The 23,488-nt window shown below is 46.2% G+C and carries 23 protein-coding genes; 14 read left to right on the forward strand and 9 right to left on the reverse strand.

Features of this window, described 5'->3' with window-relative positions; genetic code table 11:
• Positions 1–86 precede the first annotated feature (86 nt).
• On the forward strand, positions 87–1,046 hold the full coding sequence (locus MHN33_RS07820; protein WP_239397429.1) for a DUF4382 domain-containing protein: 960 nt from the start codon (positions 87–89) through the stop codon (positions 1,044–1,046).
• A 49-nt stretch (positions 1,047–1,095) separates the two neighbouring features.
• Here the strand turns inward: MHN33_RS07820 and MHN33_RS07825 are convergent, their stop codons facing one another.
• Both MHN33_RS07825 and ald read right to left on the reverse strand, forming a co-directional pair.
• A complete protein-coding gene (locus tag MHN33_RS07825) occupies positions 1,096–1,923 on the reverse strand; it encodes an HDOD domain-containing protein (protein ID WP_239397430.1) in 828 nt (275 codons plus the stop codon).
• Between the two features lie 131 nt (positions 1,924–2,054).
• Positions 2,055–3,176, reverse strand: coding sequence for an alanine dehydrogenase (gene ald, locus MHN33_RS07830; RefSeq protein ID WP_054015067.1), 1,122 nt, complete (start codon positions 3,174–3,176; stop codon positions 2,055–2,057).
• 139 nt (positions 3,177–3,315) lie between these two features.
• On the opposite strand from ald, the gene lrp reads away from it, so the two are divergent.
• The 7 genes from lrp to rmf all read left to right on the forward strand — a co-directional run bounded on the left by lrp (position 3,316) and on the right by rmf (position 10,891).
• Complete coding sequence (gene lrp / locus MHN33_RS07835; RefSeq protein ID WP_239397431.1) at positions 3,316–3,795, forward strand: leucine-responsive transcriptional regulator Lrp; 480 nt, start codon at positions 3,316–3,318, stop codon at positions 3,793–3,795.
• Positions 3,796–3,863: 68 nt separating this feature from the next.
• Entirely contained in the window at positions 3,864–6,518 is a 2,655-nt protein-coding gene (locus tag MHN33_RS07840; RefSeq protein ID WP_239397432.1) for a DNA translocase FtsK, read from the forward strand.
• Positions 6,518–7,171, forward strand: coding sequence for an outer membrane lipoprotein chaperone LolA (gene lolA, locus MHN33_RS07845; RefSeq protein ID WP_239397433.1), 654 nt, complete (start codon positions 6,518–6,520; stop codon positions 7,169–7,171). The genes MHN33_RS07840 and lolA overlap by 1 nt, the downstream gene beginning before the upstream one ends.
• Complete coding sequence (locus MHN33_RS07850) at positions 7,164–8,516, forward strand: replication-associated recombination protein A (protein WP_239397434.1); 1,353 nt, start codon at positions 7,164–7,166, stop codon at positions 8,514–8,516. The genes lolA and MHN33_RS07850 overlap by 8 nt, the downstream gene beginning before the upstream one ends.
• Before the next feature lie 5 nt (positions 8,517–8,521).
• A complete protein-coding gene (crcB, locus tag MHN33_RS07855; protein WP_239397660.1) occupies positions 8,522–8,902 on the forward strand; it encodes a fluoride efflux transporter CrcB in 381 nt (126 codons plus the stop codon).
• Between the two features lie 11 nt (positions 8,903–8,913).
• On the forward strand, positions 8,914–10,203 hold the full coding sequence (serS, locus tag MHN33_RS07860) for a serine--tRNA ligase (RefSeq protein ID WP_239397435.1): 1,290 nt from the start codon (positions 8,914–8,916) through the stop codon (positions 10,201–10,203).
• A 517-nt stretch (positions 10,204–10,720) separates the two neighbouring features.
• Positions 10,721–10,891, forward strand: coding sequence for a ribosome modulation factor (rmf, locus tag MHN33_RS07865; protein WP_010384607.1), 171 nt, complete (start codon positions 10,721–10,723; stop codon positions 10,889–10,891).
• Between the two features lie 100 nt (positions 10,892–10,991).
• Here rmf and fabA read toward each other — a convergent pair whose 3' ends face one another.
• The gene (gene fabA, locus MHN33_RS07870; protein ID WP_049864164.1) at positions 10,992–11,507 is read right to left on the reverse strand and encodes a bifunctional 3-hydroxydecanoyl-ACP dehydratase/trans-2-decenoyl-ACP isomerase; all 516 of its coding nucleotides are present in this window, start codon (positions 11,505–11,507) and stop codon (positions 10,992–10,994) included.
• Between the two features lie 349 nt (positions 11,508–11,856).
• On the opposite strand from fabA, the gene MHN33_RS07875 reads away from it, so the two are divergent.
• From MHN33_RS07875 to MHN33_RS07895, 5 genes are all read left to right on the forward strand, one after another.
• On the forward strand, positions 11,857–12,711 hold the full coding sequence (locus MHN33_RS07875; protein WP_239397436.1) for a 6-carboxytetrahydropterin synthase: 855 nt from the start codon (positions 11,857–11,859) through the stop codon (positions 12,709–12,711).
• A gap of 55 nt (positions 12,712–12,766) precedes the next feature.
• The gene (locus MHN33_RS07880) at positions 12,767–13,552 is read left to right on the forward strand and encodes a M23 family metallopeptidase (RefSeq protein WP_239397661.1); all 786 of its coding nucleotides are present in this window, start codon (positions 12,767–12,769) and stop codon (positions 13,550–13,552) included.
• Positions 13,549–13,980: an acyl-CoA thioesterase gene (locus MHN33_RS07885; RefSeq protein WP_239397437.1), complete on the forward strand. Its 432-nt coding sequence runs from the start codon at positions 13,549–13,551 to the stop codon at positions 13,978–13,980. The genes MHN33_RS07880 and MHN33_RS07885 overlap by 4 nt, the downstream gene beginning before the upstream one ends.
• A 290-nt stretch (positions 13,981–14,270) precedes the next feature.
• Entirely contained in the window at positions 14,271–14,798 is a 528-nt protein-coding gene (locus MHN33_RS07890) for a GNAT family N-acetyltransferase (RefSeq protein WP_239397438.1), read from the forward strand.
• Between the two features lie 271 nt (positions 14,799–15,069).
• Complete coding sequence (locus MHN33_RS07895; protein ID WP_239397439.1) at positions 15,070–15,417, forward strand: hypothetical protein; 348 nt, start codon at positions 15,070–15,072, stop codon at positions 15,415–15,417.
• A 58-nt stretch (positions 15,418–15,475) separates the two neighbouring features.
• On the opposite strand, the gene MHN33_RS07900 is transcribed toward MHN33_RS07895, so the two are convergent.
• From MHN33_RS07900 to MHN33_RS07920, 5 genes are read right to left on the reverse strand one after another with little or no spacing between them, the layout of a single operon-like run.
• Positions 15,476–16,813, reverse strand: a complete 1,338-nt coding sequence (locus MHN33_RS07900; protein ID WP_239397440.1) for a Na+/H+ antiporter family protein — start codon at positions 16,811–16,813, stop codon at positions 15,476–15,478.
• A 4-nt stretch (positions 16,814–16,817) separates the two neighbouring features.
• Positions 16,818–18,764, reverse strand: coding sequence for a transglutaminaseTgpA domain-containing protein (locus MHN33_RS07905; RefSeq protein ID WP_239397443.1), 1,947 nt, complete (start codon positions 18,762–18,764; stop codon positions 16,818–16,820).
• Positions 18,754–19,704, reverse strand: a complete 951-nt coding sequence (locus tag MHN33_RS07910) for a DUF58 domain-containing protein (RefSeq protein ID WP_239397445.1) — start codon at positions 19,702–19,704, stop codon at positions 18,754–18,756. The genes MHN33_RS07905 and MHN33_RS07910 overlap by 11 nt, the downstream gene beginning before the upstream one ends.
• Positions 19,705–19,706: 2 nt before the next feature.
• Positions 19,707–20,618, reverse strand: a complete 912-nt coding sequence (locus MHN33_RS07915) for an AAA family ATPase (RefSeq protein ID WP_239397446.1) — start codon at positions 20,616–20,618, stop codon at positions 19,707–19,709.
• Positions 20,615–20,998, reverse strand: a complete 384-nt coding sequence (locus tag MHN33_RS07920; RefSeq protein WP_046004429.1) for a response regulator — start codon at positions 20,996–20,998, stop codon at positions 20,615–20,617. The genes MHN33_RS07915 and MHN33_RS07920 overlap by 4 nt, the downstream gene beginning before the upstream one ends.
• A 434-nt stretch (positions 20,999–21,432) precedes the next feature.
• Here MHN33_RS07920 and MHN33_RS07925 point away from each other — a divergent pair, with 434 nt between their 5' ends.
• Positions 21,433–22,383, forward strand: coding sequence for a transporter substrate-binding domain-containing protein (locus tag MHN33_RS07925; protein ID WP_239397447.1), 951 nt, complete (start codon positions 21,433–21,435; stop codon positions 22,381–22,383).
• Positions 22,384–22,799: 416 nt separating this feature from the next.
• Here the strand turns inward: MHN33_RS07925 and MHN33_RS07930 are convergent, their stop codons facing one another.
• Positions 22,800–23,372 (reverse strand): tRNA-(ms[2]io[6]A)-hydroxylase, encoded by a 573-nt coding sequence (locus tag MHN33_RS07930; protein WP_239397448.1) that lies wholly within the window; start codon positions 23,370–23,372, stop codon positions 22,800–22,802.
• Between the last annotated feature and the right edge of the window lie 116 nt (positions 23,373–23,488).

The following is a 23,488-nucleotide window of genomic DNA, read 5'->3' on the forward strand; positions in this document are numbered from 1 at the left end:
CTTAAAACAGGGGCGAGCCATTAAAGTTTTGTTCATAACAATATGGCTACATTTAATTGTGAATATGGCAATAAAGAGGTTTGGGTATGTTACACAAAGTATATGGACTGGCATTGGCTTCGGCATTTATGGTTGCCTGTGGTGGCAGTGATAGCAATAGCGGCTCTGGCACTAAGACGAATGTACAGTCAGAAGAAAAAACGACATTTTCTTTAGGGGTGTCGGATGCAGCCGTTAACAACGTGTCCGAAGTTAACCTGGTATTCAAAGAAGTCATTTTGCAAGGCACCACAGGTACGACAACCCGCTTTGAAACGCTGGATGAGTCTGGTAATCCACAAAAAGTGAACTTACTGGCCTATCAGGGCAGCAGCACTTTTGAGCTGATAGCAGATACTGAGATCGACCCCGGTGACTATGAATGGATGCGTGTCACTGTGGTCAATGGTGTTGAAGGCGAAGTAAGCGAGATGCGCTCTCATGTTGTATATGAGGATGAAAGTCGGGCTGCATTGGCTGTAAAGCGCAAAGGCAACGATGGTGAAGGTGAAATCCAGATCAATTCTGTGCTGGTTAACCAGGGGGAAAATGACTATGTGCTTGAATTTGATTTGGGTAAAGCCCTGGTTAAAACAGGTAACAGCAGCACGGTATATTTAAAGCCGACCGCAGTCCGGCTGGAAAATCAGGCGCTGGTATTTGATATTTCCGGTACCGTAACGGCCGATCTGCAAACAGCCTGTATTGCCGATAACTCTGGTCTGGCCCCGGCTGTGGGTGGTTTCAAACAGGTGGTATATCTGTATAGCCAAACTCAGGGTGAGCTTATGGATGTTCAGGAAGATGGCAGTGGACCTATGGCAACGGCCGTACTCAATCAGCAAGGTCAGTTTGAGATAGGCTTTGTACCCGCAGGAGACTATCAGATTGCTTATTCCTGCCTGGGGCACCTGGATGATCCTGAGTCTGTAGACGCTACATTTACACTGTACTCCACACAATCGGTGTCTGTGAATCAGGATACGGAAGTGACTTTCTCAGAATAACCGAATATCACTTTATCGATAGACCTGCTCCGGCCAGCCCGGAGCAGGTTTATTCACCCCAGAGTTCATCCAGTTCTTCATCAGACATTGCCAGATAATCCATCACATCATCTTTGATTACCTGCCACTCGGGGTTTTGTTCGCTTATAGGGTTGGTAGACAAATAGGTTTTATGGCGAGCGATCTTCAGAATAGACAGCAGATCGTTGCCAAGACTATCCAGCTCTCCCGAAGTAAGAATGCCGTCGACATCGTGTTGATAGTAAATCACGTTAATCACTATCTTTGGCAGACGCCATTGCTGCGCCAGTAAAGCGCCGATGGTTCCGTGACTGGTATGATATTGTGCAAATTCAAACTGACTGGCTTCGGTCCATCCATCGGATTGCGCTTTGTCCAATACACTCTGATAGTCATCAAAGTGCTGACATAAGATCGGAATACCGACGCCATGAAACAAACCAAGCATGTAGGCATGATTGGCCAGTGCCGGGCGGTTAAGCCGATTGCAGATGACGGACGCATGCTGTCCTATCTCTGACTGGGTTTCCCAGAAATCACTGAGTGCTGGTGGCAAATCAACAGAAGATTTTAAAGCAACCGCTTTAACCAGGGGTATGAGGCGCTTCAGGCCCAGGATCATCACTGCCTGTTCAATAGAGTCGATTTCGCGTGAGCGTCTGAAAGCGGCTGAATTTACCACCTGTAAAATGGCAGCACTGATCGCCACATCGCTTTGCAATACTTCAGAAATTCTTGTGATATTGGGCTCGGGTTGCTTGGCTTCTTCAGAAAATTGCAGCAATGCCTGGGGGCGAGGAGGGATACTGACCGTTTTTAAAATGAGTTTTTCTTGTTGAGTGAGGGAAATGGCCATGCAGCACTACCTTTACGACTGACTATTATACAAAGATAGTCAATAATCTGTGATGCAGGCAACTCTGTGTGGCGAGGCGAAAGGCAAAAAGCCCCGCATCAGCGAGGCTTTTGAAACACTGAGCGTGTCTGTTATACGTTAGCAAGCGCCGAGCGTGCGTCTACGTATTCCATGTTGAACCCTTCAGCCACTTCTTTACACGTGATCTGACCTTTGATGACATTCAGACCATTCAGGAAGTGCTGATCAGCAAGCAGGGCTTCTTTATAACCCAGGTTGGCAAGCTTGATGATATAAGGCAGAGTTGCATTGTTCAGTGCGAACGTAGAAGTACGTGGTACGGCACCTGGCATGTTAGCAACACAGTAGTGAACTACGTCGTCAACAATGTAAGTAGGCTCTGCGTGTGTAGTTGCTTTAGAAGTGGCAATACAACCACCCTGGTCGATAGCAACGTCAACAATGGCAGCGCCTGGCTTCATTGCTTTGATGTGATCCGCAGTCACCAGCTTAGGTGCAGCAGCACCCGGGATAAGTACGCCACCGATAACCAGGTCAGCTTCCAGAACGTGTTTCTCAAGCGCATCAGCCGTTGAGTAGATCACTTTTGCCTGGCTGCCGAACTGAGCGTTCAGGCTGCGCAGTACGTCGATGTTACGGTCAAGGATAGTAACGTCAGCGCCCAGACCAACCGCCATTTGTGCAGCGTTACGGCCAACCATACCACCACCGATAACAACCACTTTAGCAGGCTCAACGCCTGGTACGCCGCCAAGCAGCATGCCACGACCTTCGCGAGACTTTTCAAGCGCCTGAGCACCAGCCTGAATAGACATACGGCCAGCTACTTCTGACATAGGCGCAAGCAGAGGTAGGCCGCCACGTGCGTCAGTCACAGTTTCGTATGCAATACAGATTGCGCCGCTCTTAACCAGGTCTTCTGTCTGAGGCAGATCAGGGGCCAGGTGAAGGTATGTGAACAGGATTTGGTCTTCACGTAACATCGCGCGCTCAACAGCCTGTGGCTCCTTCACTTTTACGATCATGTCCGCTTCTTCAAAAACCTGTGCTGCCGTATCACGGATCTCAGCACCGACCTGAATGTAGTCTTCATCTGTGAAACCAATACCGATACCGGCATTTGTTTCTACTATTACCTGGTGGCCGTGATTAATCAGTTCACGAACACTTGCTGGAACCATACCAACACGGTACTCGTGGTTTTTTATCTCTTTAGGTACACCAATAATCATAACAATTCGCCTCAATTAAGAACGGGGTAAAAATTTTCGACCATTATAAATATGGTTTGCTAGTATGTCCTACCTTTTTTGGTATAATTGGCAGTTAATAACACTGTATTAAGTAATTATTCAGGGTAATAAACTGATCATGCATACTCAGTTAGATAGAACCGATAGAAAGATTTTAGTTGAACTGCAAAAAGACGGACGAATTTCTAATGTAGAATTGGCCAGAAGGATTGGGCTCAGTGCTACACCATGCCTGGAGCGGGTCAAAAAGCTCGAACGTGAAGGCTATATAAAAGGTTACAAGGCAGTCGTAGATCCGGCAAAGCTGGGCCAGGGGCTGCTGGTGTTTGTAGAAGTCACGGTTAACAAAAACTCGCCTGACGTATTTGACCGGTTTAATCAGGCGGTAAAGCAACATGACGAGATTATTGAATGTCACCTGGTATCCGGCAACTTTGATTACCTGTTGAAAACCCGGGTAACGGATATGTCAGAGTATCGAGGGGTGTTGGGTGAGATACTGTTAAAATTGCCCAGCATTAGTGAAAGCCGTACCTATGTTGTTATGGAAGAAGTCAAAGGAGAGCAAGGTGAAGTGATAAAACCTTGTGCACCCTAAGGAATTTCTTGCTAAGGTGTGCAAAAAGTCATGTTAGAATTAACGAAACAGTATTTAGGTATTACATAATGCGCTTAAATGGTATTCAGCGCCTGCTGGAGACTGGCCTGATCATCAGTACGGCGGCAGCAATTTTTACGCTGTGCGCACTCATCAGCTTTGATCCGGCCGATCCCGCCTGGACGCAAACAGGCGAGTTTATCAAGGTTAATAACATCACTGGTGCTGCCGGTGCCTGGGTTGCGGATATTCTATTACTCAGTTTTGGTTGGCTGGCCTTTCTGGTACCTGCTTTTATCCAGCTGTTCGGCTACTTATTGTTCAAAAAACCACACAAATTATTGCAGCTGGATTATACCACCCTGGGGCTGAGACTCATTGGTGGTACCTTGTTTATCACCTCTGCCAGCGCCATCAGTAGTATTAACTTTGATGATATTTACAATTTTTCTTCCGGTGGGGTAGTGGGGGATGTGGTCGCCAGTGCCATGATGCCTGCGTTTAACTTTACCGGCACCACTATCCTATTATTGTGCTTTTTCTTTGCTGGCTTGACGCTGCTAACCGGCGTTTCCTGGGTTGAGTTTGTTGACTATATCGGCGAAAAGGTGGTGGCGTTTTGTAAGTGGTGTTTTGCCAAGCTCAAGCAGCGCACTGAAAGTCAGCCGGATATCCCTTCAGTGGAAGTTGATGTACCACAAGCGATAGCAGAGACTACCTCGAACGCCGCAGCGACACTGGGTGAAGCCGAAGAACAACAAGCTGAAGAACCCGCGAGCATGCCTGCAATAGAAAATACTGTACCGAGCACGAAGCCAGCCGGGGAGCCACAAGATGAGTCAGCAGAACTTGAAAAGAGCAAACCTAAAAAGCTTAAAGACAGGTTGTTTGGTACTAAATCAGGCGCTCAGCGCGAACTTGTGGTAAATCACGCTCAAGAGACTGAAAAAACGATGCCTGATAGCGACGATATTGCCGTCGCGCCCAGTGTTTTTGATGAGCTGGACGATATTTTAGAACAGGAAATTAATTTCTCAGCGGTTGATGATGAGGCGTTTGATACGGTCGCGGCACTTAATGCGCTTGATGATACGCCGGCACCTGCAGAGACCACAGTGGTGTCACCAGCAAGGCCTTTAAAACCCAATGAAAAGTCGGCATCGGGCTATCAGCCGCCACCGACTGCAAAAGAGCAGTTCGAGGCGTTGCTCGAAGCCGAGCCACCGAAAGAACCATTGCCGTCCCTTGATTTGCTCGACAGGCCCGATAAAGCGAAAAACCCAATTTCGGAAGAAGAGCTAGAGGCGGTGTCTCGGCTTGTTGAAGCTAAGCTGTTGGATTTCAATATTCAGGCAAAAGTGATGGGAGTTTACCCAGGCCCAGTTGTTACCCGTTTTGAATTGGATCTGGCACCGGGCATTAAAGTTGCTAAAATCACCGGCCTTGCAAAAGACCTGGCACGTTCGTTGTCTGCGGTCAGTGTGCGCGTGGTTGAAGTGATCCCGGGTAAAACATACGTGGGCCTTGAACTGCCCAACAAGAACCGTGAAATAGTACGGTTATCAGAAGTGATCAATGCCCCTAAGTTTGAGCAGAATCCATCACCATTGACTATGGTACTGGGTAAAGACATCGCGGGTCAGCCTGTGGTGGCCGACTTGGCCAAAATGCCACACCTGCTGGTGGCAGGAACAACCGGTTCAGGTAAGTCAGTGGGCGTTAATGTGATGATATTAAGCTTGCTATACAAGTCGCCGCCAGAAGATGTGCGGATGATCATGATTGACCCGAAAATGCTTGAGTTGTCGGTCTATGAAGGTATTCCGCACTTGTTATGTGAGGTAGTGACCGACATGAAAGAAGCGGCTAATGCACTGCGCTGGTGCGTAGGTGAAATGGAACGCCGCTATAAATTGATGTCGGCCCTGGGGGTACGAAATCTGAAGGGTTATAACCAGAAAATCCTCGATGCCAAAGAAGCTGGCCATCCTATTCTGGATCCGCTGTTTAAGGATACGGATGGTATGGCAGACGAGCCCGAGGAGCTCGATAAGCTGCCAAGTATTGTCGTGGTGATTGACGAATTTGCTGACATGATGATGATTGTCGGCAAAAAAGTAGAAGAGCTGATTGCCCGGATCGCACAAAAAGCGCGTGCTGCCGGTATTCACCTGGTGCTGGCAACCCAGCGTCCTTCAGTTGATGTGATCACGGGTTTGATCAAAGCCAACATCCCAACCCGGATGGCGTTCCAGGTATCGAGTAAAATTGACTCGCGCACAATTTTGGATCAGCAAGGCGCCGAAAACCTGTTGGGTATGGGTGATATGTTGTATCTGCCACCGGGTACCAGCGTCCCAATTCGTGTGCATGGCGCGTTTGTAGACGACCATGAAGTGCATGCCGTGGTGAGCGACTGGAAAGCGCGGGGTAAACCCAACTATATCGAAGACATCTTGTGTGGAGAGGCCACAGAAGATATTTTACTGCCAGGCGAGACAAGTGAGGGTGAAGACGAGGAGTCGGATCCGCTCTACGATGAAGCGGTGGCATTTGTGATTGAAACTGGCAAGGTGTCGGTCTCAAGTGTTCAGCGCAAGTTACGCGTTGGTTATAACCGCGCGGCTCGTCTGGTCGAACAAATGGAAATGTCCGGCGTAGTTAGTGCGCCCGGACACAATGGTGCCAGAGAAGTCCTGGTGCCCAAAGGTGGAGCGAATTAATGAAGTTACAACCACTTATTCTGGCCCTGTGTGTTATCGGGGCAACGCCTGCTGTCTATGCGGCGCAAGCAACAGGCAATCAGCCCGTGAGTGTTGCTGCTCAGTCATTAAAAGATAAATTAAAGGGACTGGAAAGTTTTCGGGCTCAGTTTGAACAAAGTGTGATTGACCACGAGGGTCATCTGATCCAATCAGGTAAAGGTGAAATCGCTTTGCAATATCCAGCTAGAATACGCTGGCAGCAAAGTGAACCCGATGAGACTCTGCTGGTTTCGGATGGGTTTCGCACAGTCTATTTCGATAGTTTTGCGGAGCAAGCAACGATCCTAAATACGCTTGGGCTGATTGATACCACCCCCTTTGTGTTGTTAACCACACAAGACCCAAAGCAATGGCAAAAGTACCAGGTTGCTGAGATTGCCGGTGGCTATCGGATAGAGCCTGTTCAGTCGGGGGCCCAGGTGGAGCGATTGGACGTTTTGTTTACTGACGGTGGGCTGAAAATAGGTCAGTTAAACGTGACAGATTCATCGGGCCAGATCTCCAGTTTTAAGTTCAGCAATGCGCAGGTCAATGTACCAATCGATGCAGCGCAGTTTAAGTTTGTGATCCCAGAAGGGGTGGTCGTCGACGACCAGACGCAAAGTGACTAACCTGGGATTTGATTTTGCGCCCGATGTTAGGCCTCTGGCTGCGAGAATGCGCCCAACCGATCTTGGCGGCTATATAGGCCAAAGCCATATTTTGGGTGCTGACAGCCCGCTGCGCCGTGCAATTACTCAGGGGCGTTGTCACAGCTTGATTCTGTGGGGTCCTCCGGGGGTGGGCAAAACGACGCTTGCTGAAATCATTGCACACCATGCGAATGCTCAATTGTGTAAGCTATCTGCTGTCACTGCCGGTGTGAAAGAGATCCGTGAGCAGGTGCTTGATGCTAAGAACCGTCTCAGCCAAAGTGGCATGCGAACCATCTTGTTCGTCGATGAAGTCCATCGTTTTAATAAGTCGCAGCAGGATGCATTTTTACCCCATATTGAAGATGGTACCTTTATCTTCATTGGGGCAACCACAGAGAATCCTTCTTTTGCTTTAAATAATGCGATTCTGTCCCGTGCACGGGTCTACACTCTTAAACCGCTTAGCCTTGCCGAACTGGCTCAGGTGCTGTGTCAGGCACTGGCACAGGATCAAGAGCTCAGCCGCCAGCAGATCACCTTGAGTGAGACTGGTATAGATGCATTGTCACGTGCCGCAGACGGTGATGCCAGAAAAGCGCTAAACCTGCTTGAGCAGGCCACGGACTTAGGTGCCAACGGGGATGGGCAAGTTGTGATTGACGAAACCGTGCTAAAACAGGTTTTACCGTCGCATCTGGCGAAATACGACAAGGGCGGCGATATCTTTTACGACCTGATCTCGGCGTTTCATAAATCAGTACGGGGCAGTGATCCGGATGCTGCGTTATACTGGTATTGTCGGATCCTTGCCGGTGGCGGCGACCCGCTCTACGTAGCCAGGCGCTTGCTCGCGATCGCCACAGAAGACATTGGCAATGCAGACCCACGAGCCATGCAAGTGGCACTAAATGCCTGGGACATCTATCACAGAGTGGGCCCCAGTGAAGGAGAGCGTGCTATAGCGCAGGCGACGATTTATCTGGCCAGTGCAGCCAAAAGTAACGCAGTTTATATGGCGTTTAATCAGGCTAAACAGGATGCCGCCAGTGATCCCGACTTTCCGGTGCCGGAACATCTGCGCAATGCGCCCACTAAACTGATGAAAGAGCTGGGCTTTGGTGAAGAATATCGCTATGCGCACAATGAACCAGGGGCGTTTGCCGCCGGAGAGTGTTATTTTCCTGCGGATATTCAGCAGCGCCGTTACTATGAGCCCAGCGACAGAGGCCTTGAAAAGCAAATTTCTGAAAAGCTGCGTTACCTGCGCTCATTGAATGAACAAAGTGCGCAAAAGCGCTATCAAGGTGAAGACGAGCACTGATGGACTTGCTTAAAACTTACCTGATGATTGCAACTGGTGGCGCATTTGGTGCCTGTCTGCGCTTTTTTATTAGTGATATCGCCCTAAAACTCTTGGGTAAGGGATTCCCTTTTGGCACGTTGACCGTTAATATTCTGGGTTCACTGTTGATGGGCATTCTCTACGGATTAATTGATAAGCAGATCATAGAAGTATCACCGGCCAAAAGTTTGGTTGGGATTGGCTTCTTGGGTGCTTTAACGACATTTTCTACCTTTTCGATGGACTCTTTGCTGTTGCTTCAGCAAGGTCAGATAGTGAAAATGGTACTGAATATAGTGTTGAATGTCGTGATGTGTATTTTCATGGCCTGGATAGGCCTGTGCTTAGTCATGCAAAAAGGTTAAAAGAACAAACTATGTTAGATGCAAAGTATTTACGCCAGGACATTGAGGAAGCAGCAGCGCGTTTGAAAAAACGCGGCTTTGAGCTTGATGTGACTGCTATTAATGCGCTGGAAGAAAAACGAAAAACACTGCAAACCAAAACACAGGAGCTGCAAAGCGAGCGCAACAGTCGCTCCAAAGCAATAGGCCAGGCCAAGGCTAAAGGGGAAGACGTTCAGCCATTACTGGACGCCGTTGCCGATCTGGGCGACCAGCTTAGCGCAGCAAAAAAAGAGCAAGATGATGTATTGGCTCAGTTGCAAGATATTGCAGCAACGTTACCTAACCTGCCGGCCGAAGACGTCCCGGTTGGTGCTGATGAAAATGAAAACGTTGAGATCAGCAAATGGGGCGAGCCTAAAACTTTCGATTTTGAAGTTAAAGATCATGTTGATCTGGGTGAAGCGCTGGGTAAAGGCCTGGACTTTGAAACGGGCGTTAAGCTCAGCGGGTCACGTTTTACTGTTATGCGTGGTGGTATTGCGCGTCTGAATCGCGCATTGTCACAATTTATGCTGGATACGCACACAGATAAAAATGGTTACACTGAGATGTGCGTGCCTTACCTGGTTAACAAAGCAAGTCTTTATGGTACTGGCCAGCTGCCTAAATTCGCAGAAGACCTGTTTCATACAGAGGCGCTGAGTGAAGATCAGGATGGTTACAGCTTGATCCCAACCGCAGAAGTCCCACTGACCAACTGTGCACGTGACGAAATCTTCGACGAAAAAGAGTTACCTGTTCGTATGACAGCGTATACGCCATGTTTCAGAAGTGAAGCCGGCAGTTATGGTCGTGATACCCGTGGTCTTATTCGTCAGCATCAGTTTGACAAAGTAGAACTGGTTCAACTGGTCAAGCCTGAAGATTCAATGGCCGCGTTGGAAGAGCTGACAGGTCACGCAGAAGGTATTTTGCAGGCGCTGGAGCTACCTTATCGTAAAGTGGTACTGTGCACCGGTGATATGGGCTTTGGTGCAGCGAAAACTTACGACCTGGAGGTCTGGTTACCGGCACAAAACACTTATCGTGAAATCTCTTCTTGCTCAAACATGCAGGATTTCCAGGCTCGTCGCATGCAGGCGCGTTTCCGTCGTGCAGGTGAGAAGAAGCCTGAGTTGCTGCATACACTGAATGGTTCTGGTCTGGCAATTGGCCGTACCCTGGTGGCAATATTGGAAAACTATCAACAAGCAGATGGCTCTATTGTGGTACCAACCGTACTTAGACCTTACATGGGCGGTCTTGAAAAAATTCAGTAACGCACTTAACGCATTGATCTAAGGCCGCATTCCTGCGGCCTTTTTTATTACAAATTAATGAATGTTTTTTTACGCCAGTAATAGGGTAAATAATTCATGATAGGCAGTTAGCTGGATTGAAATATCCCTTTTTGTTCTATTTTATGTATTTAATTGTCTCTTTAGCATTTTCAACTTTCTTCGCTCATCGCCAGCATGTTGCATGTCAAAACAATATATGATTTATTGTTTTTGAAGGTTTGGCCAATCCTGAATTAGTCGACGTGTGTCTGGCAAAAAAGTGCATTCGCAGTCGACCGTTGTTTAACCATATGCAATAGTAAAAATGTTAGTAGTTAAGTGAAATTCGAGCTATCGGCTGCCAGTCAGCCTGCGGCGGAGCACTGAATCAAATTGTACAGAGGACATTGTCGTGTTTCGTACGGATTGATATTTACGAATTTATTAACTATTTATTAAATGTGGATGTCGTAACGACGAAAGCAACTCGAAAAATATGAAGGTGAGGAATTTACCTATGAAGAGACAGAAAAGAGACCGTTTAGAAAGAGCACATGCCCAGGGATTCAAAGCAGGTTTAGCGGGCCGGTCCAAAGATTTATGTCCATATCAGCAAGTAGAGCACAGATCAGAATGGTTGGGGGGATGGCGAGAAGCCATAGATAACCGCAACATGTACAAAACTTAAATTCCTATAAAATATCTAATGACTAAGCAATGTCAAAAGCCCCTGTCCAGGGGCTTTGTTTTTTTCATCAATACACTTAATGAAAATGAATTGGTACAAATTAGAATGCGCTGGTGTCCTGGAACAGACCTACTTTTAAGTCTTTTGCCTCGTAAATAACACGACCGTCTACTTCTACCGTGCCATCAGCCAGACCCATAAAGAGTTTACGCTTGATAACCCGCTTCATATCTACGCGATAAGTGACTTTCTTTGCGGTTGGCAGGATCTGACCGGTGAATTTAACCTCACCCACACCCAGCGCTCGACCCAGCCCCGGACCACCTGACCAGCCCAGGAAGAAGCCAACGATTTGCCACATGGCATCCAGGCCCAGGCAACCAGGCATAACCGGATCACCACGGAAGTGGCAGTCAAAGAACCACAGATCAGGGTTAATATCCAACTCAGCAACAATCTGGCCTTTACCAAACTGACCACCGTCTTCGTTAATCTCGATGATACGATCCATCATCAGCATGTTATCAATTGGCAGACGACAGTTGTTCTCGCCAAACATCTTGCCTTCAGCGCACAGGATCAATTCTTCTTTTGTATAGCTATTTTTTGGTTCCATAATCATCAGTCTTAGTCTTCAATTGACGCTACTTTAGCTTACACTTGTACGCCAAACAACTCTGAACAGTTAATATTTGCCTGCTCTTTGAGCGCTTTAAGTATTTATTTATCAATTTGTGTTACATAGCTTCGTCATTCTTTTACTGTTATCCAAACTGAATGTTGGTTTTGAGTGGACGACAGTCATAAGAAAGCGCAACAACTCGCCTTGCCCGGATAAATGAATGAAAATCATTCAAAGGGGACTTTCGAAACGATAATTTCTTTGTTTCTCGACCTTTCAGGGCGATTTTTGCGTGAAAAATCTTTATAATTGAATCAGTCGTTTTTAATGTTAGCGGAAGTTTATGATCCTTTTTGTAGATGCCTTGACGGTAATTGATTTTTCTTACTTGTGTAGTAAACGAGGCGCCGTAGGCGAGAGCTGGATTGTTGATATGACACTGCATGGCCGGTTAAATGAAGAGTCTATGGTGCTGGACTTTGCCAAAGTAAAAAAGCAGGTCAAAGCCATAATTGATGACACAATTGATCATAAACTGGCCATACCAAGCCAATTGGATTGCAACTATGCTGAGCAAAATGGCAGAGTGAGTTTTGATGGTGAGTTCGATGGTCACCACCTGGCGATGAGTGCGCCAGATGAAGCCGTTTGTATTGTTGAAGGCGAGGCGATCAACGAAGCAAATGTGGTTGCTTTTCTAAAGCAGCAAATTTTGCCTAAAATGCCGGACAATGTAAAAGACGTTGAAATTGAATTACGCCCAGAGCCCAGCCGCAGCTTTTACTACCACTATAGTCATGGTTTGAAAAAGCATGACGGCAACTGTCAACGAATTATTCATGGACACCGCTCTGATCTCGGTATTTACCTTGATGATATCAGTATGCCGCGTTTACAAAAAGAATGGGCTGAGCGCTGGCAGGATATCTACCTGGGGAGCGAAGAAGATCTGGTTGACGAAAGCGCATTACAGTATATCTCTGCTCGCGATAATGATTATACCTTTGCCTATACGGCATCTCAGGGCTATTTTGAACTGGCAATTAGCAAAGCACGTTGTGACTTGATCCCTTGTGACAGCACGGTTGAATGTATTGCAGAATACCTCGCTGGCGAGATTAAAGCGCAGTATCCGGACAGAAAAGTGAAAGTTAGGGCGTTTGAAGGGGTTGGAAAAGGAGCAATAGCTTATGCCTGATTGGCTAAGTAAGGCAAAGAAAACCGCTATCATACTGGCTGGCTTATGCGTTGGTATGGGGTCGAGTAATGCCATTGAGCTTAAAGGATCACTAACCCAAGGCGGTATGGTGATTGCGAAGCTGACAGGCGTGCAATCTGCCAGGCTTAACGATAAAGATTTGGCTATCGCACCAGATGGCAAGTTTGTCTTTGGTTTTGGCCGGGACGCCGGCGTTGAACATAATTTGAGCTGGGTCGACAAAGACGGGCAAACTCATACAAAAACTCTGCTGATAACGTCTCGCGACTATGACATTGACCGTATTACCGGAGTTGAGAAAAAATATGTCTCACCACCAAAGGAAGTGCTGGCTCGGATCCGTAAAGAAGGTGCGCAAGTTAGTGCCGCCAGAAGTAAATTGAGCACTTTACCGTATTTTGATGACCCGGTGTACCGCCCGGCAAAGGGCAGAATATCTGGTGTTTACGGCAGCCAGCGTTATTTTAATGGAAAACCCAGAAGACCCCATTTTGGACTGGATATAGCCAATAAAACGGGCACACCCGTATTAGCGCCGGTATCAGGCAAAGTGGTATTTGCCAACCCCGACCTGTATTACAGTGGCGGAACACTTATTCTGGACCATGGATACGGTATTACCTCTACCTATATACACCTTAACAAGCTACATGTAGAGGAAGGGCAGGTGGTGGAATTAGGGGAGCATATCGCTGATATTGGTGCGACTGGCAGGGTAACCGGCCCACACCTGGACTGGCGTTTTAACTGGTTTAATGAACGCCTGGATCCACAACTTCTTATGATTGATAAACTCGCAACGAAAAGCAGTAAAGAATGACACAAACAGATAAAGACGCAGTAATTGCACAACGAATTAAAGACTCGCAAACCTCAGTGACTAAAACGGTATTTCCTGGGCGCACTAATCACCATAATACCCTGTTTGGTGGCGATGCCTTGGCCTGGATGGATGAGGTCGCGTTTATTGCAGCGACGCGTTTTTGCCGCAAGCCTTTGGTTACCATTTCATCAGACCGAGTTGACTTTAAAGAAGCGATCCCGGCAGGCACATTCGCTGAACTCGTTGCTAATGTAGTCCATGTTGGCAACACCAGTTTGAAAGTTGAAGTGCATATTTTCCTTGAAACCATGCACAAAGACGACAAGCACCTGGCTATTTCCGGCAGCTTTACGTTTGTCGCCGTCGATGATAATCACAGACCCACACCGGTTGTATGTGATCAAATGTTGAATGGGTTTCGCTAATCACTACAAATAGTTCAAAATAATCAGTAATACGACAGGAGTTCTTTGAACTCCATTAACTAGAATGGAACACATCATACTAGTTTTTGTTTTAACCTTAGCTTAGCAACCAAACGTCGTTAAGTAGAACTTACCGAAACTGAGCTGTGTGGTTTATATCTTAAATTCTTTTTCGGATATTCATTAAGCTGGCGTTTCCCGGGAAATTTATGTTGCGTAATAATAGGGCAGATCAATGGATACTCTGTTAAAAGGACTAAAACAGAAAAGGGATCACCTGGAAGGAAGTCATGGAATACCACATCTCAACACATTTACACCTAATTCCGTTAGACATAAAACATGCTACTGCGCTCTTAGAAGCAGTAGACAGTCGTCGCAAGAGTTTGCAAACCTATTTGCCCTGGGTATCGGGGGTCACCGACAGTTGCGGAGCAAAGGCTTACATTTTGGATCGCACACAAACACTTTATGCCAACTACTTTGCCATTATGCGGCAAAACCAGTTCATAGGAGTATTCGCAGTAAAACCCGCTAAAGCCATTCAAACGTACGAAATTGGTTACTGGCTAAGTGAGGCGGGGCGCGGAAAGGCGGTCATCAGCCAGATACTCAAGGTCATGTTACCGCACCTTAAAAAGGTGCATCAAACCCGCTATGTTGAATTTCATTGCCTTGAATTTCATTGCCTTGAATTTAACAATGGGAGTATTAAAATTGCGCAGTGGGTAGGTGCCAAGTTTATTGGGCATTATTCGATGATAATGAAACAGGATATGCCGTCAGTCGTCATGTGTCTTTATCGTGCTCGCTTATAAAATTCGAAGTGATTGTGTGGGAATATTCAAAATTAAATAATTAACAGTTACAATGCTGTGCCTTATTGGATATGCATGTTAGAGGTTAATTGTTGCAGTGTAGCTCACTAAATCTTTAACGAATAGCCTGAATACAATTTGTAGGAAGGCACTCTTTACATGGTTCGTATGAAAAGGAGCATAACCAGGAAGGTATAAGATTAAGCGGTTTTGTGTTTTGCTTAGTGTTAGTTTGATAATTATTAAAAATAAAGGAATTTAGGATAAATTCATGATTAAAAAAATATTACTTTCGTTTAGCTGCGTGCTTGCAGCTTCCAGTTTTGCAGCTAGTGCCAGTGCTAAATGGCATAACTCAAAAATTGATACTTTGTACCCACTTTCTAAAGGCGGTTTTGTTATTGCCTTTGAAACCAATGCACCAGATTGCTCTCAAGCGGTTAATATTTCCAATAAGTATCACTATGTTGAGGTAGATCAAAATGGTATGACCCAGGAAGGTGCAAATAAAATATACTCTCTGGCCTTGATGGCAGCTGCATCAGGCAAGAGCTTAACAGTCAACTATGATAGTGCCACCGATAAGTGTTATATCAACAGAGCATACGTGAAGTTTTAATTTAGCTAGATTTGATGTGTGAGCAAAAGTCGGCCTCCTGCAGGCCGACGTTTCAATTCTATAGCACCATGGCAGCTATCCAGCCAAAGATCAACAGCGGGATATTAAAGTGAATAAAAGTCGGTACGACGGAGTCCCATATATGGTCATGCTGGCCATCCGCATTTAATCCTGAGGTTGGGCCTAGCGTAGAATCAGAAGCAGGCGACCCAGCATCACCCAGCGCGCCGGCAGTGCCAACAAGCGCCACTGTAGCCATTGCTGAAAACCCAACTTCCATCGATAAGGGAACGAACAAAGTAGCAATGATGGGCACAGTTGAGAAAGAGCTGCCTATTCCCATAGTGATCAGCAGACCGACCAGCAAAATCATGGCTGCGGCCAGTGGTTTGTTGTCTCCGACCAAATCGGCACATGCGCTCACCAGGCTGGCAACATCACCTGTTTCTTTCATCACAGACGCAAAACCCTGAGCAGAGATCATAATAAAGCCAATCATCGCCATCATAGCAACGCCCTTGCTAAACACATCCGAGCTTTGATCCCATTTTACAATACCAAACAGACTGAACATCATCACCCCAACCAGACCACCCAGGATCATTGAACCGCTAACGTTTTGCGCAAGCAAAGAGCATACGACGGCCAGTGTACCGGCCATAATCACCTTACGCTTTTCCTGAGCACTAAGCTCTGGCTTATCTGCCGGTTTTTCGTGGCCGGGAGGGGTACCGTGAGTGTAATCGCGGTCTTTTCTATAAGTGATAAAAACCGCAATGATAAGGCCTGCAAGCATTCCAAGCGCAGGGATCACCATCGCATAAGGGACCTGTGTATTAACAATCTCAAGGCCGTTATCAACCAGGTTCTTGTGCAAAATAGAGTATAAATAGATGCCACCAAAGCCATAAGGCAGGACCATATAGGAAGTCGCAAGGCCAAAAGTTAAAATACAGACAATGGCGCGGCGGTCGATATGAAGTTGGTTAAAGATCACTAAAAGCGGTGGGATTAGGATTGGAATAAAAGCAATGTGCACTGGGATCAAGTTTTGAGAAGCAATCGAACAACCTAGAATAATGAGCATAATTAACATGCTCAGTAGCTGGCTGGAGTTTTGTTGACTACCATGGACCAATGACAGCAGTTTATCAGCTAAGATTTGAGTCAATCCGGATTTCGATATTGCAACGGCAAAAGCACCTAACATGGCATAACTGAGCGCAATCTCTGCGCCACCAGAAAGCCCAGAATTAAACGCGTTTAACGTATCCGACAGTCCCAGGCCTGCAGTCAGCCCGGCAACCATTGCACTAATTGTCATCGCAACAATCACATTCACTCTAAATAGTGTCAGGCCGAGCATCAGCAAAACACCAATAATAACAGCATTCATAATATTATTTTTTCGCCCTTTTTATTATTAAACGGCCAAGCGCTTTCATCCTTGTCGCCTCCGATTTGGTTAATTGCGCCCGGGAAAATCTTGATTTTACAAAATATTGATTGAACTCTTCCAGCTCCTGCGACAAGTTAGGATATTGAGACTGTAATATCAGTAGCGCCTTTGCAGGCGTCACTTTATACAGCTCTTCATCTGCAAGTTGACAGATGGCACGATACAGCCTGACTGGTTCGGGTAATTTTGCCACCTGCTTACGTTGCAGATACCAAAAGCGAGCTGCGAATATGGCTATCAGCAACATAAATACACTCAGGGCAGGTAGCAGCTTGTGATATGACCCAAATAAGTCGCGCAACAGCTTCGATTGCTTTTGATGATCAAAGTTCAGCACCCAGCGAGTCCATTGATAGTCAAGCTGTTCAATTTGCAGCCTGAGCCAATTGACCAAGGCCAGATTTGAGTAGCTCATCAGGCTCAGACCCAGGTTATCCTTAAACTCGTCTTCCAGCGCGGTTAGCTCAGACAAGGACCCGCTAAGCCTGTCTGGCGCGACCCAGGCTGTAGGATCAAGACGATACCAGCCTTGTTGCGGGATATAGTACTCTACCCAGGCATGGGCATCATACTGGTAGACACTGTAATAACCGCGCTCTTCATTGTATTCGCCACCCAAATACCCAGATACTAAGCGCGCAGGGATCCCAGCTGCACGTAACATAAAAGCAGCGCTGGCCGCGTAATGACCACAAAACCCTTCTCTTGTCTCAGTTAAAAACATGTCTATACTGTTTCGGTCGCTTATCGTGGGCGGTTTCAGCGAGTAATGAAACCTGTGTCGAACAAAATATTGTTTCATCTGCGCGATGAAGTCTGCGGTATTGTCGGTGGTTGAATCCCACTGCTCAGCCATTGCCTTTGCCAGTGGGTTAATCCCATCAGGCAGGGCTGTATTGAGCTGGTACTGCCAGTGAACGAGGCCCGGTCCAGCGATATGAATGGGTGTGACCTGATATTCCAAACTGCTACTGAGGTGCTTTTGCATAAACAAAGTACCAAATTGATTGGTATTAACGCCTCGCGTGGATGACTTGGCTTGCCCCAGGTTATATAACCAGGTTTTTCCAGAAGCTCTGGCAATAATCGTATAGCTTTCTCCCACAGCTCGGTAAGGTGCCTGAAGTGGCACATCCTGATGTGTTGAAACTCGCCAGCGCTTTCCATCATAGTTGTCGTGGACTAACGTTCGCCAGTAAAATGGTGGATTCATCTGCGCATGATCTGGAAGAATGGCCCGAAATACTAATTCGTCTGAGCGAGATAACTCTGAAATCTCAAACGGATCTATGTCTTCAGAAAGGCCTGTTTGAGTCTTTTTGGCACCGGGGAGCTGCCAAAACGGTGAAACTTTTGGCAGTAGCACGACCATGATCGCAGCCAGAGGCAGCGCGAGGAACAAATGTTTGGCGGCTTGTCTGGTAGCGCTGCGCAGTTCTATGCCGTGTTCAATCCAAAGCATTTGTGCAAGATTGAGCACTAAAAGTACCAGTACGAATAGCAATGACAGGACATTCTGAGAGAAGATGAAGAAACAGGGGTAAACAAAAAAGTTTAGCAACTGTACCGACATTGCCTGTTTTTTTGTTTTTGCCTGAATGGTTTTCAGTGCACACGCACCCAGTAGCAACGAAACGAACATTTCTACAAGGTTAGTAAAGCCTATTGCAACAAAGACCACCAGAATGATGGTAAACGCTAATAAATTAACCAGCTTTTCGGAAGGCCCCTTTACCAGAGCACGGTAAATTACCAGTTTAAACAGTACGATAAGCAACATGGCGCAAGTAAATACAAGTCCAAAGCTATTAAATAGTAAAATGCTGACTAAACCATACAGGAGCGTTGTCACCAGGGTTTGGAACCCAAGAAGTTTGTCAGAAGTCACTCAGTGCCTCCAAACATGATTCCCTGTGTTTGTCTCCGCGACTGACCTTGACCTGAACGGCGTTACTCAGCCGCAGAGCAAATTCATCGCCCTGTTTATCGGCTTCAAGCACCTGATAGCACAATTTAGACAAGCGTGTTTCTTTGCCTCCGTCGTGCTCAGCGTAATCAAAGGTGTGCTGTGAATAATAGCTATCGCCACTATATTGCTTCACCAGCAACTGCTGACTTTTAGCAAAATGGCGCCAGGATATCCGACTTTTGCTTATGCCGGGTCTGAACCGCTCAAGCCCGTCAAAATTTTCGTGGCTCTGTGTGCTTTGATTTATATACTGCCCCTGATCGGCTGTGACTTCTTGCTCACTAAATGTCAGCTGACAGGGTAGTGGAGCAGGGTAGACACAAAATGTTTTGTCGACATTCAGGTAAGTCCACACTCGTACCAGGCCAAATGGGTAGCAGCTGGATAACTTGAGCCTGCCAAGCCGGTAGCGGCCACGGGATCCCGGGTGTAAAAACAGCGACATGACCTGGGCGCCTTGAGAATAGTGACTATAACAATCACTAAAGTCGAATTCCTGGCTGGCAACATCCAGAGAGTAGCATTTGTGTGGCGAGGTGAGTTTTATCATCACTTCCACAGGTTTGGCGGCAAAGTTGTTTTTTACATCCAATAACTGGATCGTCAGGCCATGTAAGTTTAGATATCCGTATATCAGCGCCAGTACCAGAATAAGTAACATCACGTAGGCCACGCCAAGAATGAGATTGTTCTGATAATTGCTACCCAGAATAAAATTGAGGATCACCATGCATAAAAAGAAAGCTCCCTGCCTGGAAGGAACAATATAAATATTGTGGTGTGACAGAGTAATTTGCGCAGCGCTATGCTTACGTCTAATAATGTCAGCCAGCCAGGACTGCAACCAGTCACGGCGCATAACTACAATACAACCGCAACGTTATCAAAAACTCCCTTTACCACATCCTCCAGCTCGTTGGTGGCAATGTTCAGACGGTGACCGGCGACAGCGGCAAATACGGCCTGCACATCATCCGGTAAGGCATAATCTCGCCCCTGAGTCAGCGCATAGGCACGAGTCGCCAGGCCTAACGCAATACTGGCCCGAGGTGAAAGGGGATCGCTAAACTGGCCACTGTAACGTGTGAAGTTCACCAGGTTGATTATATATTGTACGATGGAGTCTGACAGGTTAACTGCGAGCACGGCTTTTTGAAGCGTTGCCAGCGCAGTTAAGTCCAGCACACAGCTCAGCTCATTAAGTGATTGTCGTTGCAGGTTATTGCCCAGGATAAGGCTTTTTTCGGCGTGTTCATCGGGGTAGCCCAAACTGATCCGCAGGAAAAAGCGATCAAGCTGAGACTCTGGCAAAGGATGAGTTCCTGACTGGTGCAGCGGGTTTTGTGTAGCAATAACAAAAAACGGCTCAGGCAGAGGGTGGGTTTTACCATCGACGGTTACCTGACGCTCTTCCATCGCTTCAAGCAAAGCGCTCTGAGTTTTCGGGCTGGCACGATTAATTTCGTCGGCAAGTAATACCTGGCTGAAAATGGGGCCCGGATGAAAATTAAAGCTTTGCTGCGATGTATTGAAGACACTGGATCCGGTAATATCAGCAGGTAACAAATCACTGGTAAACTGAACTCTCTGGTAGCTCAATCCAAGAACATTAGCCAGGCCGTGGGAGAGGGTGGTTTTACCCATGCCTGGCAAATCCTCAATCAGCAGATGTCCTTTACACAGCAAGCAGACAACCGCTAGCCTGATCTGCTCTTCTTTTCCCAGGATCAGCTCAGATAGCTGACTAATGATGTCTTGTGTGGTTTTATTCATGCAATCATTTCGAGTCTTTTCATGACGGAATCGACTTTTTTCGCGTTAAATGGCTTAGCAATAAAGCCTTTTGCACCCAGTTCCCAGGTGTTTTGTACGTTTTCCAGGCTGTTATGGCCAGAGCACATAATGACATGCACATTGGGATAGTTGTCATTAATGTACTCGAGAATTTGTGTGCCATCAGTATCTGGTAGTTCGATATCCAGGAAAATCACATTAGGAGATTTTTCTGCCATCAATGGCATTGCAGATTTGAAGTCTTCTGACTCATAGACTTCTTCAAAACCCAGGTTTTCAAGAATGTCTATCAGGTAACTACGCACATCTTCAACGTCATCGATGATCAAAATTGGCTCTAGGGGTCTGACAAGTTCCATATTGTATTTACTTCTTTTGAACGACAAGGCTAATACTAAGACAAGCGTAAAGTGAGCTCAATGGCAATTTATAAATTAACTGTAAATTCATCATAGCGATAAGATGGCAATGACATCAAAAGTCAGCGCGATATTGTTGCCAGCTTGATAATCTCAGCCTTGTAATGCCTAAAATATAGCTGTGTCATTACGGTGTAGAGGTGATGTGGCAATCACCGACAGCCCAGAGATTACAGTCATTTGAACATCGTTAAATGGGTACCTACAAAGACCTTTAATACTTACACCTTCAAATGTCCGATACCGTCTAGTATTGGACATTTGAAGGTGTTATACAGTTATTGCCGCGAATTCACGCGTGTTCTATTGATTAGTATTAACAGCCTATAATTTACGTTATGTTAAATTAGGTGTTTGTGACAATGCGCGGCTTTATGTCTAAGCTTACATTTAATCAGGCCAAGAGTTTCTCAACAATGTCATTTGTTTTGTTTGTGCTTTTCAGTACTTTTTCCTTCCAATCCGCCGCCTCTGCTTCTGGCAGTGATCAGCTAAGTGTAACCTACCGCGATTATAAAGGCACCCATACTGTGCCTGGCAAAAAAGTCAGTGATCATACTTTTCGCTACAACATCACTGCGTCAAAGCAAGTTGAGGTGACCACTTTAGAATGGCAGCCCTACATCGGACAAAGCTTGTGTAAGCAAGGCTGGGTTATGCAGGCCGTTATCGCTTTATTGCACAGCCAGAATTATGGTGCAACGGTGACATTCTATCCCTGGGCACGAGCCGTAGCCAATGCAGAAAATGGCAAGGTAGATATACTGGTGCCTGAGTATTTTATTGAGCCAGAAGCCCCCTCGGATACTTTGCCAGGTACGCGCCGTTTGGATCACCTCACGCTCACAGAACCATTTGGCTGGGGCCCAATCGCACTTTACAAACGTCAGGACTACAACACCGATCATTTTACCAGCCTTGCCGCTCTGGCCGATGAACGCATTGGTGTGGTACGGGGCTATCAGAATACCCCTGAGTTCGACCGCTTAATGGACGCGGGAAAATTTAACGTTATTGAAGCCGTTGATGATGCGCACAATATCAGACTGTTAATGGCTGGACGCGTTAATCTTATTATTGGCGACCCTGAAGTCATCGAAATGGAAATTGCTGCTTTACCGCAAGGTAATAATGCGACCTCTCTGGCGCAAAATTTAGTTATGGTTGAGCCCATTTTGCAAATGAATGGTCTGTTCTTTGCCGTCTCCAAACACAACAAGTACGGTAAAACCCTGCTGTTTGAACTGAACAAGGCCATAGCCGAGTTTAAAAAGCACGGCATTCTGGACGAGATAAAATACAATACCGCCAAAAGCTGCGAATAGCACTGACTATTCTACCGCTATATAATACCAAATTCACTTAGTACCTGTTCAATTTGAAGGAGCAAATATGACGCTAACTGGGTTAAAAACCTCTCATTTAGAACAACTAAATAGCAAAATTTTCGCCTTGTTATTGAGCATATTTTCTCGCCTCAAAATAGAACACTTAATTAAGTAAACTGGTAAACACACTGAAGTGCCCTGCTTATTAGCTTGTATTATTGACTGAAGTGTTCTTAACCGAACGAAGGTGAATAATTAGCTATACCTTGGGTGATGATTGCACCTTCCAGGTAAATGATTAATGGGGTCAAAACCCGGTTCAAAAAAAGGAGCAGAATACCGCCCCCTTCATTATTATACAAGCAATTTAACATAATGAAAAATGGCACTTTTTTAGGCTGAATTTTATCCAGTTAATGCAATGCAGCGGTAAATGGAATGCTTTCGCAAATCGCTGCTTCTGCGATCAATATTTCTTCCAAGCGTGTGTCGATTACGACCTTGTCAAAATATTCGTAACCTAGTTCAACAAACAGGTTTTTATGCTTCTCTTCCGATTTGGCGATGGTTACGTAAAAGTCTTTCTCTTTTCCTTCGGGTAATGCTTCCGCAACCAGTGAAAAGCGCTCATGGCCACGCGCTTCAATAACTGCAGCAACCAACAGGCGGTCAATCAAAAACTCATCTGAGCCCTGGCGGAACAAGGCGCGCATTTTTTTAATATAAGGGTCGGCTTTGTCATTGCCTAAAGTCACGCCGCGATCAGTCAATAATTTAAGCACTTGCTTGAAATGGATCATTTCTTCTATAGCCAGATCAGCCATAGCTTTAACCAGCTTGATGCGATCCGGGTAATGGCTCAGCATGGACATGGCCATACCGGAGGCTTTTTTCTCAGCGGCGGCGTGATCCTGTAAAAAAGTATCAAAGTCGGCCATCACTTTATGAGTCCAGTCGAATGGCGTATGGAATTTTAATTCAAACATCTCTATTCTGTTCATTTGTCGGTGTTAAGGCATTTTACCCAACTATGGTGCTAATATCCAAAGCCTGTAGCCGATTTAGGGCTTCACCCTACTCTAGTGAACAAAATCAACGACCT

It is taken from the genome of Pseudoalteromonas sp. OOF1S-7, from assembly GCF_022347765.1.
GTDB lineage: Bacteria > Pseudomonadota > Gammaproteobacteria > Enterobacterales > Alteromonadaceae > Pseudoalteromonas.

Excerpts from the sequence above, each read along its gene's own strand:
- MHN33_RS07820 (WP_239397429.1), top strand. The coding sequence starts at position 87 with ATGTTACACAAAGTATATGGACTGGCATTGGCTTCGGCATTTATGGTT.
- MHN33_RS07825 (WP_239397430.1), bottom strand. The coding sequence starts at position 1,923 with ATGGCCATTTCCCTCACTCAACAAGAAAAACTCATTTTAAAAACGGTC.
- ald (WP_054015067.1), bottom strand. The coding sequence starts at position 3,176 with ATGATTATTGGTGTACCTAAAGAGATAAAAAACCACGAGTACCGTGTT.
- lrp (WP_239397431.1), top strand. The coding sequence starts at position 3,316 with ATGCATACTCAGTTAGATAGAACCGATAGAAAGATTTTAGTTGAACTG.
- MHN33_RS07840 (WP_239397432.1), top strand. The coding sequence starts at position 3,864 with ATGCGCTTAAATGGTATTCAGCGCCTGCTGGAGACTGGCCTGATCATC.
- lolA (WP_239397433.1), top strand. The coding sequence starts at position 6,518 with ATGAAGTTACAACCACTTATTCTGGCCCTGTGTGTTATCGGGGCAACG.
- serS (WP_239397435.1), top strand. The coding sequence starts at position 8,914 with ATGTTAGATGCAAAGTATTTACGCCAGGACATTGAGGAAGCAGCAGCG.
- rmf (WP_010384607.1), top strand. The coding sequence starts at position 10,721 with ATGAAGAGACAGAAAAGAGACCGTTTAGAAAGAGCACATGCCCAGGGA.
- fabA (WP_049864164.1), bottom strand. The coding sequence starts at position 11,507 with ATGGAACCAAAAAATAGCTATACAAAAGAAGAATTGATCCTGTGCGCT.
- MHN33_RS07875 (WP_239397436.1), top strand. The coding sequence starts at position 11,857 with ATGATCCTTTTTGTAGATGCCTTGACGGTAATTGATTTTTCTTACTTG.
- MHN33_RS07880 (WP_239397661.1), top strand. The coding sequence starts at position 12,767 with ATGGGGTCGAGTAATGCCATTGAGCTTAAAGGATCACTAACCCAAGGC.
- MHN33_RS07885 (WP_239397437.1), top strand. The coding sequence starts at position 13,549 with ATGACACAAACAGATAAAGACGCAGTAATTGCACAACGAATTAAAGAC.
- MHN33_RS07890 (WP_239397438.1), top strand. The coding sequence starts at position 14,271 with ATGGAATACCACATCTCAACACATTTACACCTAATTCCGTTAGACATA.
- MHN33_RS07895 (WP_239397439.1), top strand. The coding sequence starts at position 15,070 with ATGATTAAAAAAATATTACTTTCGTTTAGCTGCGTGCTTGCAGCTTCC.
- MHN33_RS07900 (WP_239397440.1), bottom strand. The coding sequence starts at position 16,813 with ATGAATGCTGTTATTATTGGTGTTTTGCTGATGCTCGGCCTGACACTA.
- MHN33_RS07910 (WP_239397445.1), bottom strand. The coding sequence starts at position 19,704 with ATGCGCCGTGACTGGTTGCAGTCCTGGCTGGCTGACATTATTAGACGT.
- MHN33_RS07915 (WP_239397446.1), bottom strand. The coding sequence starts at position 20,618 with ATGAATAAAACCACACAAGACATCATTAGTCAGCTATCTGAGCTGATC.
- MHN33_RS07920 (WP_046004429.1), bottom strand. The coding sequence starts at position 20,998 with ATGGAACTTGTCAGACCCCTAGAGCCAATTTTGATCATCGATGACGTT.
- MHN33_RS07925 (WP_239397447.1), top strand. The coding sequence starts at position 21,433 with ATGTCTAAGCTTACATTTAATCAGGCCAAGAGTTTCTCAACAATGTCA.
- MHN33_RS07930 (WP_239397448.1), bottom strand. The coding sequence starts at position 23,372 with ATGTTTGAATTAAAATTCCATACGCCATTCGACTGGACTCATAAAGTG.